This window comes from Pseudomonas fluorescens NCIMB 11764 (assembly GCF_000293885.2).
In the GTDB taxonomy this organism is placed as follows: domain Bacteria; phylum Pseudomonadota; class Gammaproteobacteria; order Pseudomonadales; family Pseudomonadaceae; genus Aquipseudomonas; species Aquipseudomonas fluorescens_B.
Genome location: NZ_CP010945.1, coordinates 1663068 through 1680876, shown reverse-complemented (window position 1 = coordinate 1680876; position 17809 = coordinate 1663068). Strand labels below are relative to the sequence as shown.

At 59.8% G+C, this 17809-nt stretch carries 15 protein-coding genes and 2 pseudogenes; 10 read left to right on the top strand and 7 right to left on the bottom strand.

The genetic code is table 11. From position 1 onward, the window contains the following. Positions 1–219 precede the first annotated feature (219 nt). A complete protein-coding gene (locus B723_RS07750) occupies positions 220–2022 on the top strand; it encodes an acyl-CoA dehydrogenase (protein WP_017336181.1) in 1803 nt (600 codons plus the stop codon). A 142-nt stretch (positions 2023–2164) separates the two neighbouring features. Here B723_RS07750 and B723_RS34075 read toward each other — a convergent pair whose 3' ends face one another. The 4 genes and pseudogenes from B723_RS34075 to B723_RS07735 form a co-directional block, all read right to left on the bottom strand. After that, positions 2165–2896, bottom strand: coding sequence for a methyl-accepting chemotaxis protein (locus B723_RS34075; protein WP_414879998.1), 732 nt, complete (start codon positions 2894–2896; stop codon positions 2165–2167). Between the two features lie 132 nt (positions 2897–3028). Beyond that, a pseudogene (locus tag B723_RS34070) lies at positions 3029–4057 on the bottom strand (HAMP domain-containing protein); the annotation flags it as partial. A gap of 145 nt (positions 4058–4202) precedes the next feature. After that, the gene (locus tag B723_RS07740) at positions 4203–4505 is read right to left on the bottom strand and encodes a cell division protein ZapA (protein ID WP_017336179.1); all 303 of its coding nucleotides are present in this window, start codon (positions 4503–4505) and stop codon (positions 4203–4205) included. Continuing rightward, a complete protein-coding gene (locus B723_RS07735; RefSeq protein WP_017336178.1) occupies positions 4502–4732 on the bottom strand; it encodes a hypothetical protein in 231 nt (76 codons plus the stop codon). Before B723_RS07735 ends, B723_RS07740 begins: the two co-directional genes overlap by 4 nt. Positions 4733–4941: 209 nt before the next feature. On the opposite strand from B723_RS07735, the pseudogene B723_RS34065 reads away from it, so the two are divergent. The 5 genes and pseudogenes from B723_RS34065 to selO form a co-directional block, all read left to right on the top strand. Further along, positions 4942–5778: pseudogene (locus B723_RS34065) on the top strand (MCP four helix bundle domain-containing protein); the annotation flags it as partial. Continuing rightward, the gene (locus B723_RS34060) at positions 5761–6633 is read left to right on the top strand and encodes a methyl-accepting chemotaxis protein (protein ID WP_404942955.1); all 873 of its coding nucleotides are present in this window, start codon (positions 5761–5763) and stop codon (positions 6631–6633) included. The pseudogene B723_RS34065 and the gene B723_RS34060, both read left to right, overlap by 18 nt. 289 nt (positions 6634–6922) lie before the next feature. Continuing rightward, positions 6923–8665 (top strand): potassium/proton antiporter, encoded by a 1743-nt coding sequence (locus tag B723_RS07725; RefSeq protein WP_017336176.1) that lies wholly within the window; start codon positions 6923–6925, stop codon positions 8663–8665. Between the two features lie 34 nt (positions 8666–8699). Beyond that, positions 8700–12050 (top strand): mechanosensitive channel MscK, encoded by a 3351-nt coding sequence (gene mscK, locus B723_RS07720; protein WP_017336175.1) that lies wholly within the window; start codon positions 8700–8702, stop codon positions 12048–12050. A 48-nt stretch (positions 12051–12098) separates the two neighbouring features. Further along, complete coding sequence (gene selO / locus B723_RS07715) at positions 12099–13562, top strand: protein adenylyltransferase SelO (protein ID WP_017336174.1); 1464 nt, start codon at positions 12099–12101, stop codon at positions 13560–13562. Positions 13563–13568: 6 nt separating this feature from the next. On the opposite strand, the gene B723_RS07710 is transcribed toward selO, so the two are convergent. Then, positions 13569–13970 (bottom strand): helix-turn-helix domain-containing protein, encoded by a 402-nt coding sequence (locus tag B723_RS07710; RefSeq protein WP_017336173.1) that lies wholly within the window; start codon positions 13968–13970, stop codon positions 13569–13571. Further along, positions 13967–14263: a type II toxin-antitoxin system HigB family toxin gene (locus B723_RS07705; protein WP_017336172.1), complete on the bottom strand. Its 297-nt coding sequence runs from the start codon at positions 14261–14263 to the stop codon at positions 13967–13969. Before B723_RS07705 ends, B723_RS07710 begins: the two co-directional genes overlap by 4 nt. A 193-nt stretch (positions 14264–14456) precedes the next feature. On the opposite strand from B723_RS07705, the gene trxC reads away from it, so the two are divergent. After that, positions 14457–14891: a thioredoxin TrxC gene (gene trxC, locus B723_RS07700; protein WP_017336171.1), complete on the top strand. Its 435-nt coding sequence runs from the start codon at positions 14457–14459 to the stop codon at positions 14889–14891. A 33-nt stretch (positions 14892–14924) separates the two neighbouring features. Here the strand turns inward: trxC and B723_RS07695 are convergent, their stop codons facing one another. Continuing rightward, on the bottom strand, positions 14925–15695 hold the full coding sequence (locus tag B723_RS07695) for a ParA family protein (RefSeq protein ID WP_017336170.1): 771 nt from the start codon (positions 15693–15695) through the stop codon (positions 14925–14927). Between the two features lie 354 nt (positions 15696–16049). Here B723_RS07695 and B723_RS07690 point away from each other — a divergent pair, with 354 nt between their 5' ends. The 3 genes from B723_RS07690 to B723_RS07680 are packed head-to-tail and all read left to right on the top strand — an operon-like array spanning position 16050 to position 17801. After that, on the top strand, positions 16050–16775 hold the full coding sequence (locus B723_RS07690) for a beta-ketoacyl synthase chain length factor (RefSeq protein WP_017336169.1): 726 nt from the start codon (positions 16050–16052) through the stop codon (positions 16773–16775). Beyond that, the gene (locus B723_RS07685; RefSeq protein ID WP_017336168.1) at positions 16751–17560 is read left to right on the top strand and encodes a lysophospholipid acyltransferase family protein; all 810 of its coding nucleotides are present in this window, start codon (positions 16751–16753) and stop codon (positions 17558–17560) included. The genes B723_RS07690 and B723_RS07685 overlap by 25 nt, the downstream gene beginning before the upstream one ends. After that, positions 17541–17801, top strand: coding sequence for a phosphopantetheine-binding protein (locus tag B723_RS07680; protein WP_017336167.1), 261 nt, complete (start codon positions 17541–17543; stop codon positions 17799–17801). Before B723_RS07685 ends, B723_RS07680 begins: the two co-directional genes overlap by 20 nt. Positions 17802–17809 lie beyond the last annotated feature (8 nt).

Genomic DNA, 17809 nt, shown 5'->3' with positions numbered 1-17809 from the left:
GGTCGCCCGGTCAGCAACCTCCCCTGTGGGAGCTAGCCTGCTAGCGATAGCGGTATAGCATTCAACTAATATGTTGAATGTTATGGCCTCATCGCGAGCAGGCTCGCTCCCACATTTGATTCGCGCTGCCCGCATCCCACCATCACGCTCATCAATCATCCTGTTCAGCCTCTATTCCCACGCCTAGACTCGGCCTATTCCAAAAAAAGGTAGGCCGCCATGTCCGAGACGTTGCTCAGTTCCCGCAATCTGGCTTTCGAGCTGTATGAAGTCCTCGATGCCGAAGGCCTGACACAGCGTGAGCGTTTCGCCGAGCACAATCGCGAGACCTTCGATGCTGCCATCGGCACTGCCCGCAACATCGCCGAGAAGTTCTTCGCCCCGCATAACCGCAAGGGTGACGAGAACGAACCGCGCTATGAGGACGGCCAGGCGATTCTGATTCCGGAAGTGAAACCGGCCGTGGATGCTTTCCTCGAAGCCGGTTTCCTCAACGCTGCGCGCAGTTTCGACGCCGGCGGCATGCAACTGCCTACACTGTTGTCCCAGGCCTGCTTCGCGCACTTTCAATCGGCCAACGCGGCGTCAACTTCTTATCCCTTCCTGACCATGGGCGCGGCGAACCTGATCGAAAGCTTCGGCACTGAAGAGCAGAAACAACGCTTCCTGCAGCCGATGATCGACGGCCGCTTTTTCGGCACCATGGCGCTGACCGAGCCCCATGCCGGCTCATCCCTGTCGGATATTCGTACCCGCGCGGAGCCGGCGTCGGACGGCACTTATCGCCTGAAGGGCAACAAGATTTTCATCTCCGGCGGCGATCACCCGCTGTCGGAAAACATCGTGCACATGGTGCTGGCCAAACTGCCGGACGCGCCGGCCGGGGTGAAGGGGATTTCGCTGTTTATCGTGCCCAAGTTCCTGGTCAACGATGACGGCAGCCTAGGCAAACGCAATGACGTGTTGCTGGCCGGCCTGTTCCACAAGATGGGCTGGCGCGGCACCACGTCTACGGCGCTGAACTTCGGCGACAACGGCGAATGCGTCGGCTATCTGGTGGGCAAGCCGCACCACGGTTTGAGCTACATGTTCCAGATGATGAACGAGGCGCGGATCGGCGTCGGTATGGGCGCGGTGATGCTCGGCTACGCCGGTTACCTGTATTCGCTGGAGTACGCCCGCGAGCGCCCACAGGGCCGCGTGCCGGACAGCAAAGACCCGAACACCGCGCCGGTGGCGATCATTCAACATGCTGACGTGAAACGCATGTTGCTCACGCAAAAAGCCTACGTCGAAGGTTCGTTCGACCTTGGGTTGTATGCGGCGCGATTGTTCGATGACACCACGACACTGGAAACCGAAGGCGAGCGCAAACAGGCGCATGAGCTGCTGGATTTGCTGACCCCGATCGTCAAATCCTGGCCGTCAGAGTTTTGCCTGAAGGCCAACGAACTGGCGATCCAGATTCTCGGCGGCCACGGCTACACCCGTGAGTACCCGGTCGAGCAGTATTACCGCGACAACCGTCTGAACCCGATTCATGAAGGCACCCACGGCATTCAGTCGCTCGACCTGTTGGGGCGCAAACTGGCGCAGAACGGTGGCGCGGGACTCAAGCAATTGATCCGCCTGATCGCCAATACTGCCGAGCGCGCTCACGCATACGATTCGTTGACCCCGTTGCGTGAACCGCTGGAGAAACTGGTGGCACGCCTGCAGACCGTGACCATTGGCCTGCTGACCGATCTGGGCCAAGGCAAGGTCAACAGCAGCCTGGCGAACTCGGCGCTGTACCTGAAAGTGTTCGGGCACACAGTGATTGGCTGGCGCTGGCTGGAACAGGCGATTCGCGCCGAGGAAGGGTTGGCCAAAGGGAATGCGGCGGATGCGGGCTTCTATAAGGGCAAGCTGCAGGCGGCGCGGTATTTCCTGACGTGGGAAGTGCCGGGTTGCCACCATGAACTGGCGATTCTTGAGGCTCGGGATGATGTGTGTCTTGGGATGCAGGATGAGTGGTTTTAACTAAAGCCTTGCAATGCTGCTGAAATCCAATCGCGAGCAGGCTCGCCCCCACAGGGATCTCTGTCGGTCACAGATAATGTGATCAACACCCGAATCCTGTGGGAGCGAGCCTGCTCGCGATGGCATCAGCACAACCAACACATCACTTCAGCTTGAAACTGCCCATCTGCCGCGCCAGATCATCCGCCAATCGCTGCAACGTCTGACAGTCCTCACGGCAAGCCCTGACCTCCCCCGCCGTCGCCCGGGCCAGATCGGAAATCCCCTGCACATTGCGGTTGATCTCTTCCGTCACCGCCGACTGCTCTTCCGTCGCGGTCGCCACCTGATGGTTCATGTCGCTGATGCGCTCGACCTGCCCGGTAATCGCCGTCAACGACGCCCCGGTGCGCTGGCTGGACTCAACCCCGGTGCCCGTCGCCGCTTGCCCGGTGTGCATCGACGACACCGCGTTCTCCGCGCCCTGCTTGAGGCTGCCGATCATCTGCTGAATCTCATCGGTGGAAGCCTGCGTACGTCGAGCCAACGTGCGCACTTCATCCGCCACCACCGCAAATCCACGCCCCATGTCCCCGGCCCGCGCCGCTTCGATGGCTGCGTTCAACGCCAAAAGGTTGGTCTGCTCGGAAATCCCGCGAATCACCGCCAGCACCTGATCGATGGACGCCACCTGATTGGCCAGCTCGCCTACCGCGCTAGCGGCGTGGCCGATTTCATCGGACATGCTTTCAATATGCCGGATCGAACCGCCGACCACTTCCCGCGCCTGCATCGCCTCATCGCGAGCATTCTGCGAAGCAACCGCGGCGTTGCCGGCGTTCTGCGCGATTTCCTGCACGGTCAGGCCCATTTCGTGGACGGCGGTGGCGACCATGTCGGTCATTTCCTGCTGACGCCCGGAGCGTTCGGCGGTGTTGTCCACAACCTTCGCCACCTGACTGACTGCGGTGCGCAAGCGCTCACTGGTGGTCAGCACTTCACCGATCATCTCGCGCTGACTGTCGAGGAATCGATTGAAACCGCGCGCCAGGTCGCCCAGCTCATCGGCGCGGCTGGAATCTAACCTGTGGGTCAAATCTCCACCACCGCTACCGATGGCTACCAATGCCGCTGTTACCTGACGAATCGGGCGCACCAGGCCACGGGCCAGCAACACCACCAGCAACAGGCACACCAGCGCCACCGCCAGACCGATGCCGCTGCTCATCCACATGGCGCGGCGGGCTTCGGCGTAGATCTGCGACTGTGGCACTTCGGCCACCAGGGTCCAGCCCAGATCCCGCAAAGGCAGGCTCAATGCCAGGAAATCTTCGCCGTCGCGGGTGAATCCGCTGCTGGTGGCGGCTTTTTGACCCATGACTGTTTGCGCCGCTGAGCCGCCAATTTGCTCGGCCAGGGTCCGTTTTCCGCTGAACTGCGCCTCGGGATGAACCTGGATCAAACCGTCGGAACGTACGAGATAGACCTTGCCGCGCTCACCAAAGTTGAAGTTGTGGATCAGCTCCGACAACTCTTTCATGCTCAACCCGAGGCCCGCAACGCCCACGACTTTGCCGGCCTGTTCGACCTTGAGGTCGATGAACAACGCCAACTCTCCGGTCGCGGTGTCATTGTCGATATTGAGGGTGCGCGGCTGGTTGCTGTCGAGGAACGAGTAGAACCAGGCGTCCTTGGGGTTGGATCGGCTGAGGGTCCGGTCCAGGCCTTTTTCAGTGAAATAGTGGTTTGAAGCCGTGCCGACGATCAGCGCGGTAAACGCTTTGTGTTCCGCGCGAATGCCTTCCAGATACTCCACGAACGCGGCGGTCCGGGCACTGTCTTCACCCCCGGCCAGCCAGTCACGCACCATGCTGTTGCTGGCGATGTCCTTGGCGGCGGTAAGGGGTTGCACCAGGATGCGTTCGATGTCGTTGCGCATCGCTTCGATGCTCGACGGCAGCGCTTGTTCGACAAGGTAGCTCTGGGCAAGACGGTTGACCACGAGGGTATAAATGCCAACCACGATCAGAATACTGACCAGCAGGGCGGTGCCCATGCTCAGGATCAACTGCCATTGAATACTGCGTCGCCAGAACTGCATGGAGCACCCCCAAAGAATAAGAGGCTGAAACACTGCAACAGCCGTGCCGATTGTATACAACACAAACGACAATTTATTCTTTGGTTGTGCGCAAAGCCGATCAGGCCTGATTGATCGTCTTGGAGATCACTTCAACCGTGGCGCTGACTTGCTCTTGGTAACGGTCGAGTTCGAGCTTGTGTTGCTTTTGCATTTCGATCTGCTGCGAGCACAGATTCATGGCTGCCAGCACCAGCAGGCGGTCACCGATCAGCGTCGGGTACTTTCTTTTGGTGTCGGCCAAAGCGGCTTTCAACATCATGGCGGCGTCCAGCAGGGTTTGCTCTTCCCCGGCCGGCGCCTTGATCGAATAGTCCTCCCCCAGGATCGAGACGACTTTTACCCCTGCGGCGCCCTGACTCATGCGCTGACCGGGCCGGCGCTGACGCGTTCAACCAGGGCCTGAATGCGGGCGGCGGTGGCGCCTTGTTTTTCTTCCTGCTCCATCAGACTCAGCTGCAGGCTTTCGTTTTCATCCTTGGCCTGGGCCAATTCTGCGCTCAGGGTCTGGTTGGTGCCGAGCAGGTTCTGGTTCTGTTGAACAAGGTCGCTGACCAGCTGTTCCAATTGGCTTAGGGATGCTTCCAACATTTTGATTTTCCAGGCATTTTCAAAGGGCGCGTACGATAAAGAAAAGTCACCACGGATGCCAGGGTTATTGGGGCGCAAGGCCTTGATTTTGCTGGCGGGTGACCTTCCTCGCGAACTTTAAAGACTGTGATTGGCGAATCTGGTTCCTGCACTTCGTCGCCGGGCCCTCGCTGCGACAAATACGCACAGGCATTCAAGACTTTAGTCGTATGACCGATAAGTCATCCATACGTCAGTCCCAGCGCCGCACGGCTGCGCTCTTTTCGGTAAACACCATGTCCCTTCGTAATATGAATATCGCGCCGCGGGCGTTCCTCGGCTTCGCTCTGATTGGCGGTTTGATGCTGGTTCTGGGTGTGTTTGCCTTGAACCAGATGAGCAAGATCCGTGGTGCCGGTGAAGACATCGCCTCCATGAGCGTACCGAGCATCAAAAGCCTGGATGAGTTCACCCAGCTGACCTTGCGACTTCGGGTCCTGTCCTATCGTTTGCTGGTAAACCGCGAACCTGATGTTCAGCAGAAAACCATGGAACTGTTCGACCTGCGCAACCAGCAGATCCGCGATGCCCAGAAAGTCTACGAGCAACTGATCGAGGGCCCGGAAGAACGCGCCGCCTATGATAAGTACGTGCAGTTGCTGGCGCAGTATCGCCAACTCGAAGAGCGGATGAAGACGTTCTCGCGCAACAATCAGGTCGACGACCTGCGCAAGTTGTTGAACACCGAGTTGCTCGCCAACTCCGAAGAAGTCAACGCAGCCCTCGCGAAGTTGCTTGAAATCAATACCCTGCAGATCGACAAAACCGACCGTAATGCAGGTGACCAGTATTCGATGTCCTTCAATCTGGTGATCACTTTGCTGGTCATCGCCACCGGCCTGACCGTGCTGTTTGCCTGGTTGCTGACCAACAGCATCACCAAACCGATCGCCAATGCCTTGAGCGCTGCCGAAGAAATCGCCGAAGGTAACCTGACTCGCCCGATCACCGTTGATGGCGAAGACGAAGCCGGTCGTTTGCTGCTGGCCATGTCGAAGATGCAGGACAAGCTGCGCGACACCCTGCAGCGGATTTCCGGCTCGGCCACGCAACTGGCCTCCGCCGCCGAAGAGCTCAACAGCGTCACCGACGAAAGCGCACGCGGCCTGACCCAACAGAACAACGAGATCGAACAGGCAGCCACCGCGGTCAACGAAATGACCAGCGCCGTGGAAGAAGTGGCGCGCAACGCGGTGAGCACGTCCGAAGCGTCGAAGAACGCCACCACATCGGCTGGCGATGGCCGCGATCTGGTTCAGGAAACCGTCAGCGCCATCGAACGCATGAGCGCCGATGTGCAAAGCACCGCCACGCTGATTGGCGACCTGGCGAATGAATCCCGTGACATCGGCAAGGTGCTGGATGTGATCCGTGGCTTGGCCGACCAGACCAACCTGCTGGCGTTGAACGCGGCGATCGAAGCCGCTCGCGCGGGTGAAGCCGGTCGTGGTTTTGCGGTAGTGGCGGATGAGGTCCGCGCCCTGGCGCATCGCACCCAGCAGTCGACCAGTGAAATCGAACGGATGATCGGCAGCATTCAAAGCGGCACCGAACACGCTGTGGATTCGATGCGCAACAGCACCGAGCGTGCCGAGTCGACCCTGAACATCGCCCGGGGTGCCGGCCTGTCGCTGGACACGATCAACAGCGCCATCGTCGAAATCAACGAACGCAACCTGGTCATCGCCAGCGCGGCCGAAGAGCAGGCGCAGGTGGCGCGGGAAGTGGATCGCAACCTGGTGAACATCCGTGATCTGTCGGTGCAATCGGCAACCGGGGCCAATCAGACCAGCGCAGCGAGCAATGAGCTGTCGCGGTTGGCGCTGGACCTGAACAACATGGTTGGGCGGTTCAGTCTCTAACGGCTAACACTGCCCCTGTGGCGAGGGAGCTTGCTCCCGCTGGGTCGCGTAGCGACCCCAAGCAGGCAACGCGGTGAATCAGGTTCCACACGAGATCCGATTTTTGCGACTGCTTCGCAGCCGAGCGGGAGCAAGCTCCCTCGCCACAGTAAATGCGCTCGACCTGGCGATGTAGTTCGCTCCGTCAAAAACCTTTTTGACAGCATCACATTTCAACAGGTTAGAATCGCTGGCACGCAGACTGCGTGGTCAGTTTGTGCCCGCCTTTCAGCTTTCTGGAGTACTGCCTTTGAATGCGACGACCATCAACAGCCTGTTCTTGATCGGCGCGTTGCTGGTAGGTGCAAGCATTCTGGTGAGCTCACTTTCGTCCCGCCTCGGCATCCCGATTCTGGTGATTATCCTGGCCGTGGGCATGGCGGCCGGCGTCGATGGCGGCGGCATCATTTTCGATAACTACCCGACGGCCTATCTGGTCGGCAACCTCGCGCTGGCGGTGATCCTGCTCGACGGTGGCTTGCGAACCAGGGTGTCGAGTTTCCGCGTGGCGTTATGGCCGGCACTGTCGCTGGCCACGGTCGGCGTGCTGATTACCACCGGGCTGACCGGCATGGCCGCGGCGTGGCTGTTCAATCTGAACCTGATTCAAGGCCTGCTGATCGGTGCCATCGTCGGCTCCACGGATGCCGCGGCGGTGTTTTCGCTGCTCGGCGGCAAGGGCCTTAACGAACGGGTCACCGCCAGCCTCGAGATCGAATCCGGCAGCAACGACCCGATGGCGGTGTTCCTCACGGTCACCCTGATCGACATGCTCGCCAGCGGCGAAACCGGCCTGCACTGGAACCTGCTGGTGCATCTGGTGCGCGAATTCGGCATTGGCGGCGTGATCGGCCTGGGTGGCGGCTGGTTGATGCTGCAGCTGGTCAACCGGATCAATCTGGCCACCGGCCTTTATCCGATTCTGGTGATTGCCGGCGGCCTGGTGGTGTTCGCCCTGACCAACGCCCTGCACGGCAGCGGTTTCCTTGCGGTCTACCTGTGCGGCCTGGTGATCGGCAACCGTCCGGTGCGCAGCCGCCACGGCATCTTGCACATGCTCGACGGCATGGCGTGGCTGGCGCAGATCGGCATGTTCCTGGTGCTGGGGCTGTTGGTGACGCCGCATGATTTATTGCCCATCGCCCTGCCCGCCCTGGGCCTGGCGCTGTGGATGATTCTGTTTGCACGGCCACTGTCGGTGATGGTCGGCCTGTTGCCGTTCAAGGCCTTCCACGGCCGGGAAAAAGCCTTTATTTCCTGGGTTGGCCTGCGTGGTGCGGTCCCGATCATCCTGGCGGTGTTCCCGCTGATGGCCGGCCTGCCCAACGCTCAGCTGTACTTCAACCTCGCGTTCTTTATCGTGCTGGTCTCGCTGCTGGTGCAGGGTACGAGCCTGCCATGGGTGGCGAAGCTGTTGAAGGTGACCGTTCCGCCCGAGCCGGCGCCGATCTCCCGCGCAGCGCTGGAGGTGCATGTCACCAGCGAGTGGGAGCTGTTCGTTTATCGCCTCGGCGCTGAAAAATGGTGCATCGGCTCGCCCCTTCGCGAACTGAAAATGCCCGAAGGCACGCGTATCGCGGCCCTGTTTCGTGGCCAGCAACTGCTCCATCCGTCGGGTAGTACGGTGCTCGAAGTCGATGATTTGCTGTGCGTAATCGGTCACGAACACAACCTTCCGGCCCTCGGAAAATTGTTCAGCCAGGCACCGCAACGAGGTCTGGATTTGCGCTTCTTCGGCGACTTCGTACTGGAAGGAGATGCCCAGCTGGCCGCGGTTGCTGCCCTGTACGGATTGAAAGTCGAGGGCATCGATCCGGATATGACTCTGGCCCGTTTCATTGCCCACAAAGTGGGCGGTGCGCCAGTGGTGGGTGACCAGGTGGAATGGAACAACACCATCTGGACCGTCGCGGTCATGGAGGGGAACAAGATCGGCAAAGTGGGCGTCAGATTCCCCGAAGGAAGTCGCCCGGGTCCGGGACTCTTCCTCTAAACTCCACACTTCGTCTCGTTTTCGATCGGTCTCTATGTCAACCCTGCGCACCTTTTTCATCATGGCCCTGCTGGGCTTGAGTCTTTCTGTCGGTACGTTGCAAGCGGCCGAACCGCCGTCCAGCGAAGCCGTGCAGGCAAACCTGGACAAGATTGCCGAGCGCAAACTGCCGGAAGCCGACCAAAAGGCCCTGCAGACCCTCCTGCAGAACACGCTGACCCAGCTCGAGAATAAGCGTGATTACGAGCGGAAGCTGACCGATCTCAAGCAGCAACTCGCCACGGCGCCGAAGCAGAACATCGAGAACCAGCGCGAACTGACTCGCCTCAAGGCCACCAACGTGACGCCGGTGGCGCAACGCTATAGCAAAGAGTCCATTCAGCAGCTGGAGCAGATGCTCACCGAGCGTTCGACCCAGCAAAGCGACATGCAAAAAGCCCTCGCCGAAGCGAACAGCCTGGTCATTACCGCCCAGACCCGGCCCGAGCGCGCCCAGGCTGAAATTTCCACCAGCCAGACGCGCATCCAGCAGATCAACAACATCCTCAAGGCTGGCAAGGACAACGGCAAGACCTTGAGCGGCGAACAGCGTGACCTGCTCAATGCCGAGCTGGCCGCACTGAACGCGCTGATCCCGCTGCGCCGCCAGGAACTGGCCGGCAACAGCCAGTTGCAGGATCTGGGCAACAGCCAGCATGACTTGCTGACGGAAAAAACCGATCGCCTGGACCGGGAGATCCAGGAGCTGCAAACCCTGATCAACCAGAAACGCCTGGCCCAGTCTCAGGAAACCGTGACGCAGCAGTCCATCGAGGCTCAGAAATCCGGCAGCAGCGCCCTGCTAGCCACCGAAAGCGCGGCCAATCTGAAGCTTTCCGACTATCTGCTCAAAAGCACTGACCGCTTGAACGTCGTCACCCAGCAGAACCTGCAAACCAAGCAGCAGCTGGACAACGTGACCCAGAGCGATTCGGCCCTGGACGAACAAATCAACGTGCTCAAGGGCAGCCTGCTGCTGTCGAAGATTCTCTACAAACAGAAACAGGGCCTGCCGCGCCTCAAGCTTGACCGTGACCTGGCCGACCAGATCGCCGATATCCGCTTGTATCAGTTCGAAGTCAGCCAGCAACGGGAACTGCTCAGCAACCCGGCGACCTACGTCGACAACCTGCTCTCGACCCAACCTCCCGAGCAAGTCACCCCGCAACTGCGCAAGAGCCTGCTGGAACTGGCCACGACCCGCGCCGACCTGCTGGAGCGGCTGAACCGCGAACTCAGCGCGGTGCTCAACGAATCGATCACGCTGCAACTCAATCAGAAACAGCTGCTCAGTACCGCGCAAAGCCTGCGGGCGACCCTCGATGAGCAGATGTTCTGGATTCCGAGCAACAAGCCGCTCGATCCGGAATGGATGCGCGGCGTGCCGGAGCGTCTGCAACGCCAGATCGCGACCCTGCCGCTGGCGTCGAGCGTGAGCGAACTGATCGACGGCCTGACACAGCGACCGCTGCTGTTCCTGCCGTTGGTTCTGCTGATCGGCGCCCTGTTGTGGCGACGCAAAAGCCTGTACGCCCGACTGAACAAGGTTCACCAGGACATCGGCCACTTCAAGCGTGACAGCCAGCTGCACACGCCGCAGGCGATTCTGATCAATATTCTGCTGGCCATGCCGGTCGCACTGGGCCTGGCCTTGTGCGGCCTGGCCTTGCAGATCGACGCTCGCGGGCAGAACGCCAACATGGGCTCGGCCTTGTTGCAGATGGCCCAGGCCTGGCTGGTGTTCTACACCGCCTACCGAATCCTCGCGCCGGGCGGCGTCGCTGAACTGCATTTCCGCTGGGAAAAACCCCAGGTCGAATTCCTCCAGGGCTGGGTCCGCCGACTGGGTCTGGTGGTGATGGCCCTGGTCGCCGTGGTGGCGGTTGCCGAGCTGCAACCGGCAGCACTGGCCGATGACGTGCTCGGCATGCCGGTGGTACTGACCTGCTACGCACTGATGGCCTGGTTGCTCAGCCGCCTGCTGATCAGCAGCCCGACGCACCAGAACGCCTCACTGTTCCGCAAGGCGGTGGGCATCCTGTTCACCGCGTTGCCCATTGCGTTGTTCGTCGCCGTCTGCTTTGGCTACTACTACACCGCGCTGAAACTCAGCGACCGCTTGATCAACACCCTTTACCTGCTGATGTTCTGGCTGGTGATCGAAGCCACCTTTGTCCGAGGGCTCAGTGTTGCCGCACGGCGCCTGGCCTATCAGCGGGCGCTGGCCAAACGTCAGGCCGCCAAAGAGGCTGGCGACGGCGAAGCAGTGATCGAAGAGCCGACCCTGGACATCGAAAAGGTCAATGAACAGTCCCTGCGCCTGATTCGTCTGGCGCTACTCGGCGGCTTCATGGCGGCGCTGTACTGGGTCTGGTCTGACCTTATCTCGGTGTTCTCGTACCTGGACAACATCACCCTCTACGAATACACCAGCGGCACCGGCGCCAACATGAGCATGGTGCCGATCAGCATCGGCGACATGCTCGGTGCGCTGATCATCATCGGCATCACCTTCGCCCTCGCGCGCAACTTGCCGGGGCTGCTGGAAGTTCTGGTGTTGTCGAAGCTGAACCTGGCCCAGGGCAGCGCCTATGCCACGACCACGTTGCTGTCCTACGTGATCGCCGGCGTCGGTTTTGTCTCGACCCTGTCGACCCTCGGCGTGAGCTGGGACAAGTTGCAATGGCTGGTGGCGGCGCTCTCGGTCGGTCTTGGTTTCGGGATGCAGGAGATCTTTGCGAACTTCATTTCCGGCATCATGATCCTGTTCGAACGCCCGGTACGGATCGGCGACACCATCACCATCGGCAACCTGTCGGGCACGGTGAGCAAGATTCGCATCCGCGCCACGACCATCACCGACTTCGACCGCAAGGACATCATCGTCCCGAACAAGACGTTCATTACCGGGCAACTGATCAACTGGTCCCTGACCGACACCATCACCCGGGTGACCTTGAAGCTCGGCGTCGATTACGGCTCGGACCTGGACCTGGTGAAAGAACTGCTGCTGAAGGCTGCCCGGGACAATCCGCGTGTCTTGAAAGACCCCGAACCCCACGTGTACTTCCTGAACTTCGGCGAAAGTACCCTCGACCACGAGCTACGCATGCATGTGCGCGACCTCGGTGACCGTAACCCGGTGCTCGATGAGGTCAACCGCTTCATCAACCGCGAGTTCAAGAAACAGCACATCAACATCTCGTTCCGGCAGATGGAGGTTTACCTGAAGAACCTGCACGGCCAGGAATACAAAATGGTGCCGGTCGAGTCGGAAACCAAAACCATCGTGCCGCTGGTGGATGGCAAACCACCGCAAGAGCCACCAGCCGCCAAGCTCGACTAACCGCCCCGTCCCTAGCAGAATGCTCGGACATTCTGCTGGAGATGGCCGGTGAAAGCCCTCGACGAACTGACCTTCGATAACCGCTTCGATCGCCTGGGCGATACGTTTTCCGCCCACGTGCTGCCCGAGCCCATCGACAACCCGCGCCTCGTAGTCGCGAGCCCTGCCGCCATGGCGCTGCTCGACCTTGATCCGGCCGTGGCCGAAACCGGGGAGTTTGCCGAGCTGTTCAGCGGCCACAAGCTCTGGGCCGATGCGGTGCCTCGGGCGATGGTCTATTCCGGGCATCAGTTCGGCTCCTACAACCCGCAGCTGGGCGATGGTCGCGGCCTGTTGCTGGGCGAGGTCTACAACGAGGCCGGCGAACATTGGGACCTGCACCTCAAAGGTGCCGGCCAGACGCCTTTTTCGCGCATGGGCGATGGACGCGCGGTACTGCGTTCGTCTATCCGCGAGTTTCTCGCCTCAGAAGCCTTGCATGCACTGAACATCCCGACTACTCGCGCGTTGTGCGTGATCGGCTCCGACACGCCGGTGTGGCGCGAAAAACAGGAGCGCGCCGCCATGGTCCTGCGCCTGGCGCCGAGTCATGTGCGCTTCGGGCATTTCGAATATTTCTACTACACCAAACGCCCAGAGAAACAGAAAGAACTCGGCGAGCACGTGCTGGCCCTGCACTTCCCCGAATGCCTCGAACAGCCCGAACCTTATCTGGCGATGTTCCGCGAAATCGTCGAGCGCAATGCCGAGCTCATCGCCAAATGGCAGGCCTATGGTTTCTGCCACGGCGTGATGAACACCGACAACATGTCGATCCTCGGCATCACCTTCGATTTCGGCCCGTTCGCCTTCCTCGACGATTTCGACGCCAATTTCATCTGCAACCACTCCGATGACCAGGGCCGCTACTCCTTCAGCAACCAGGTGCCGATTGGTCAGTGGAACCTCAGCGCTTTGGCTCAAGCCTTGACGCCGTTCATCAGCGTCGAGGCCCTGCGTGAAACCCTGGGCCTGTACCTGCCACTGTTCCAGGCTCACTATCTGGACCTGATGCGCCGCCGCCTCGGGTTCACCACCGCCGAAGACGACGACCAGAAACTGCTGGAACAGCTGCTGCAACTGATGCAGAACAGCGGCGTCGACTACAGTCTGTTCTTCCGCCGCCTCGGTGATGAATCACCGGAACCGGCCGTGGCCCGGTTGCGCGACGACTTCGTCGACATCAAGGGCTTCGATGCCTGGGCCGAGCGCTATGTCGCCCGTGTTGCACGCGAAGGTGAAGCTGATCAGGAACAGCGCCGCCAACGGATGCACGCGGTCAATCCGCTCTACATCCTGCGCAACTACCTGGCGCAGAAAGCCATCGACGCGGCGGAAAGCGGCGACTACTCAGAAGTTCGCCGGCTGCATGCGGTACTGAGCAAGCCATTCGAGGAGCAGCCGGGGATGGAAAGCTATGCCGAGCGGCCGCCGGAGTGGGGGAAGCATTTGGAGATCAGTTGTTCTTCCTGAACCTGGCTAGATAAAGGTTTCCACTGACGTACCGAAGCGCTCGGCCAACCAACGGATCTGTCGCAGGTTGAGCTGACGCTTGCCGCTGAGGATTTCGGACACCACCGATTGAGTGCCAACACCAGGCAGATCGCTCTGAGTCAAACCGTGCTCGCGCATCATGTAACCAAGAACATCAGCACCGCTGGCTTCGGGCATAGGGTGATGTTTGTGATCCCATTCCTCTATCCAGTCTCCGATGATGTCGACAAGACTCATTAGAGGATGCGACTCGTCATCACCTGTTATTTCGAGCAACTCATCGAGCGCAAGAACAAGCCTGTCGTAGTCGTCTTCGTTTTTCGGCTTCCGCAACAAGGGTGAAACAAACTCCCAGTGCTCAGCCGCCTGTTTGATCAATGCACTCATTCTTTTCCCTCCTTCCATTTTCCTCGGTCATATTCGCGATGATCCAGTACGTGCTTGATGTACAGCTTTTGGCTCCGGTACCTGACATATGCAATCAAGCGCAGCTTATTTCCCCCGATATCGAATACATGTAACTCCCCAACCTTGTCGGTCGCAGAAAACAACGACTTCATGGCGGCAAAATCACAAGGACTATTTCGCTTGAGCAGTCGATACCAATGGTCAAGCGCAGTTGCTGAATTTGGCCATTTTTCCTTTGAATCCCATATTCGTTTTTCAGAAAACACACGCATGCAATTTCCTTATCGCATTGGCTATGGATGAGTTAACCACAGGGAGTGAATATCGCAAGTTGCGATAATCTTCAGCCGACCGGCGGCGCGCCAGCGTTCTCCTAGCGTAGATTCGCTGCGATTGTTCGAACGGTTGAAAATATGAGCAAACGTCTCCAAATCAGGGGGACGGCTTCTTAAAAGGACCACCCTCATGACCGCCCCACTCCTCATCCCCTGCCCCCACTGCAACGGCCTCAACCGCATACCCGCCGAGCGCCTCAGCGACCATCCGAAATGTGGCCGCTGCAAGGGCGAAGTCCTGCCGAGCAAACCGTTCGAGCTGAAACAAGGCGATTACGCCAGCCAGATCAAGGGTGATTTGCCCTTGCTGGTGGACGTGTGGGCGGACTGGTGCGGGCCGTGCAAGTCGTTTGCGCCGGTGTTCGAGCAGGCGGCCACTCAGCTGGCGGGCAAGTGCCGGTTGGCGAAACTGGACAGCGAGGCCAACCAGCAGTTGTCGGCGCAGTTGGGGATTCGCTCGATTCCGAGCCTGATTCTGTTCAAGAACGGTCGGGAAGTGGCGCGCCAGAGCGGGGCCTTTCCGTTGCCGCAGTTGATGAGCTGGCTACGTAGCCAGGGGATTTAATATCACCACAATGGCCGGCGTCGTTTGCGCGAATCAGGCGTTTTCCAGCAGGTTATGCAGCTCGACGAATTGCTGGGTCAGCTTGTGCCGTGGATCAAGATGGATCAGCGGTGTGTTGGCCTGATGCGATTCGCGCATGCGCACCGAACTCGCCAAATACACCGGCAACACCGGCAGACCTTCAGCAATCAGCTCATCGAGGATCTGCTGCGGCAGGCTGGCGCGGGCCTGGAACTGGTTGACGACGATACCCTCGACCTCCAGCCCTTCGTTATGGTCTTCCTTCAATTCTTCGATTTCCGCCAGCAGGCCGTACAGCGCCTGACGCGAGAAGCTGTCGCAGTCGAACGGAATCAGCACCCGATCAGCGGCAATCAACGCTGAAACCGCATAGAAATTCAGCGCTGGCGGGGTGTCGAGGTAGATCCGGTCATAATCGCCGTCCAGTTCCTCGAGCAATTTTCGCAGCTTGTTGATCTTGTGTTTCGCCTCAAGCTTGGGCTGCAAGTCGGCCAGCTCGGCAGTGGCGGTAATGACATGGAGGTTGTCGAACGGGGTTTCGTAGATATCGACCTGGTTTTTCTTCGAGAACGGCCCCGAAGACAGTGTCTGCTTGAAGAAGTCGGCAATACCCATCGGAATGTCATTACCGGTGAGCCCGGTGAGGTACTGGGTAGAATTGGCCTGAGCGTCGAGATCCACCAGGAGGGTTCGATAGCCCTCGCTGGCACTGACCGCCGCCAGATTGCAGGCAATGCTGGATTTGCCTACGCCGCCTTTCTGATTGAATACCACGCGCCGCATGTCAAAACCTCCGTGTATCAAAGAATGACCGAGTGTAGTAGTCCACGGCGTCGCTTAGCTACCTCGCCGGCACAAGGACTACACAGTCAGGTGCAAACGCTCACTGAAAAAGCCGCCATCTCGTCAAGAAAAAGGCTCCCGGAGCCGACAGACATCCACGACCCGATGTGGATAATGGCCAAACGACATCCACTCACGGACCAATCGGTACATTTCGTTGTGCAAAATGTAACCAGCATTTGCTACACGCCCGCCGCACCGGGATAATGCGCGCCACTCGACGCTAAGCGTCACGTAAGGTGAGTCGCGTTTTCGCGCCTCGTCGCGTCAAGAAAGCCCGCAGGGGCGGGATGAATGCCTGTGATCAACTTCAACATCGCCCAATGGCGCGCGTGGGCCCCTGGGCTCGAAAGCGTGGACGATTGGCAGGCCTGGAGCCGACAACCGGTCGCGCTGCCAAGCTGCGATGCTGCCCCCGACGTCTCGTTTCTGCCGGCCATGCAGCGGCGGCGGCTCAGCCGTCTTGCGCGGATGGCGTTCAGTGTCGGCTGGCCGTTGGCCGATGGTCGCCCTGATCTACCGTTGGTCTTTATTTCCCGCCACGGCGAAACCCCGCGCACCTTCGACATCCTCAGCGATTTGGCCGCCGATCAGCCACTGTCGCCGACCCAGTTCAGCCTGTCCGTGCATAACGCGGTCATCGGCCTGTGGTCGATCATGCGTGGCGAAACCAGTGAAATGACCGCCCTGGCTGCCGCCGGCGATGGCCTTGAACACGGCATGCTAGAGGCGGCGGCACTGCTTGCCGAAGGCGCACCCGCGGTTCTGCTGGTGGTCACCGAAGAACAGCCACCCGAAGCCTATTCGGACTGGATCGACGACGTGCCCTTTCCCTACGCGGTGGGTTTGTTGCTGACACCCGGCAACGATTGGCAGTTGTCCCTGAACAGCACTTCGGATGAGTTGTCCAAAGCCCACTGGCCCCATGCCCTGAATCTCTTGCGTACCCTGCTAGGCCAGCAGACCACCTGCCAACATGCCTGGAAAAATCGTGTATGGACCTGGCAACGCAACCTGTAAGTGAAAAAAACCGCGACGCCTATTACTGGCGTTTGCTGGCCACCGCCGCTAGTTTCACCCTCTTCGGACTGGGTGGGCTGTGCCTGCGCCTGGTGGTTTTTCCGGTGCTGGGCTGCCTGCCCGGCAGCGCACAGACGCACCGGCTACGCGCGCGGCAAACCGTCAGTCGCTGTTTCTGGTTTTTCGTCCGGTTCATGGCCCGTACCGGCGTGCTGACCTACGACATTGAGGGCGCGGAAAAACTCGGCCGCCCCGGGCAGATGATCATCGCCAATCACCCGTCGCTGATCGACGTGGTGTTCCTGATCGGCCTCGTACGCCATTCCAACTGCGTGGTCAAAAGCAGCCTTTGGGAAAACCCCTTTACCCGCGGCCCGCTACGCCGCACCGAATACATCAGCAACGACGGCAGCATGGACATGCTCGATGCGGCAGCCGACGCACTGAAAAGCGGCCAGACCCTGATCATTTTTCCGGAGGGCACCCGCACCCAGCCCGGTGAAACGCCCTCCTTTCATCGGGGTGCGGCGTCGATCGCACTGCGCGGTGCGAAAATTCTCACCCCGGTGGTCATCAAGGTCAGCCCGACCACGTTGACCAAGGCCGAACCCTGGTATCGGATCCCCAAACGCCGCGTGCACTTCAGTTTTCGGGTCGGGGCCGATATAGACCCACAGGCCTTCGCCGTGCAAGGGCCCGCACCTCAAGCCTCGCGCAAGCTCAATGATTACTTGCATCACTACTTTATTAAGGAGCTCGCCGAAGATGAGCGATCTGCACCGTGAAATCAAAGAACTGATTATCGAAGCCCTGGGCCTCGAAGACATCAGCGTCGACGACATCGGCAATAACCAGACTTTGTTTGGCGAAGGCCTGGGCCTGGACTCCGTCGACGCCCTGGAGCTCGGCCTGGCGATCCAGAAAAAATACGGCATCAAAATCGACGCCGACGCCAAGGACACCCGTAATCACTTCAGCAACGTGGCGAGCCTTGCGGCGTTCGTCACCGCAAAACAGGCAGCTTGAGACCGGAC

Bases quoted from the DNA above. Each gene is read 5' to 3' on its own strand.
- B723_RS07750 (WP_017336181.1), top strand. From the start codon at position 220: ATGTCCGAGACGTTGCTCAGTTCCCGCAATCTGGCTTTCGAGCTGTAT.
- B723_RS34075 (WP_414879998.1), bottom strand. From the start codon at position 2,896: ATGGTCGCCACCGCCGTCCACGAAATGGGCCTGACCGTGCAGGAAATC.
- B723_RS07740 (WP_017336179.1), bottom strand. From the start codon at position 4,505: ATGAGTCAGGGCGCCGCAGGGGTAAAAGTCGTCTCGATCCTGGGGGAG.
- B723_RS07735 (WP_017336178.1), bottom strand. From the start codon at position 4,732: ATGTTGGAAGCATCCCTAAGCCAATTGGAACAGCTGGTCAGCGACCTT.
- B723_RS34060 (WP_404942955.1), top strand. From the start codon at position 5,761: ATGTCGAAGATGCAGGACAAGCTGCGCGACACCCTGCAGCGGATTTCC.
- mscK (WP_017336175.1), top strand. From the start codon at position 8,700: ATGTCAACCCTGCGCACCTTTTTCATCATGGCCCTGCTGGGCTTGAGT.
- B723_RS07710 (WP_017336173.1), bottom strand. From the start codon at position 13,970: ATGAGTGCATTGATCAAACAGGCGGCTGAGCACTGGGAGTTTGTTTCA.
- B723_RS07705 (WP_017336172.1), bottom strand. From the start codon at position 14,263: ATGCGTGTGTTTTCTGAAAAACGAATATGGGATTCAAAGGAAAAATGG.
- trxC (WP_017336171.1), top strand. From the start codon at position 14,457: ATGACCGCCCCACTCCTCATCCCCTGCCCCCACTGCAACGGCCTCAAC.
- B723_RS07695 (WP_017336170.1), bottom strand. From the start codon at position 15,695: ATGCGGCGCGTGGTATTCAATCAGAAAGGCGGCGTAGGCAAATCCAGC.
- B723_RS07690 (WP_017336169.1), top strand. From the start codon at position 16,050: ATGCCTGTGATCAACTTCAACATCGCCCAATGGCGCGCGTGGGCCCCT.
- B723_RS07685 (WP_017336168.1), top strand. From the start codon at position 16,751: ATGGACCTGGCAACGCAACCTGTAAGTGAAAAAAACCGCGACGCCTAT.
- B723_RS07680 (WP_017336167.1), top strand. From the start codon at position 17,541: ATGAGCGATCTGCACCGTGAAATCAAAGAACTGATTATCGAAGCCCTG.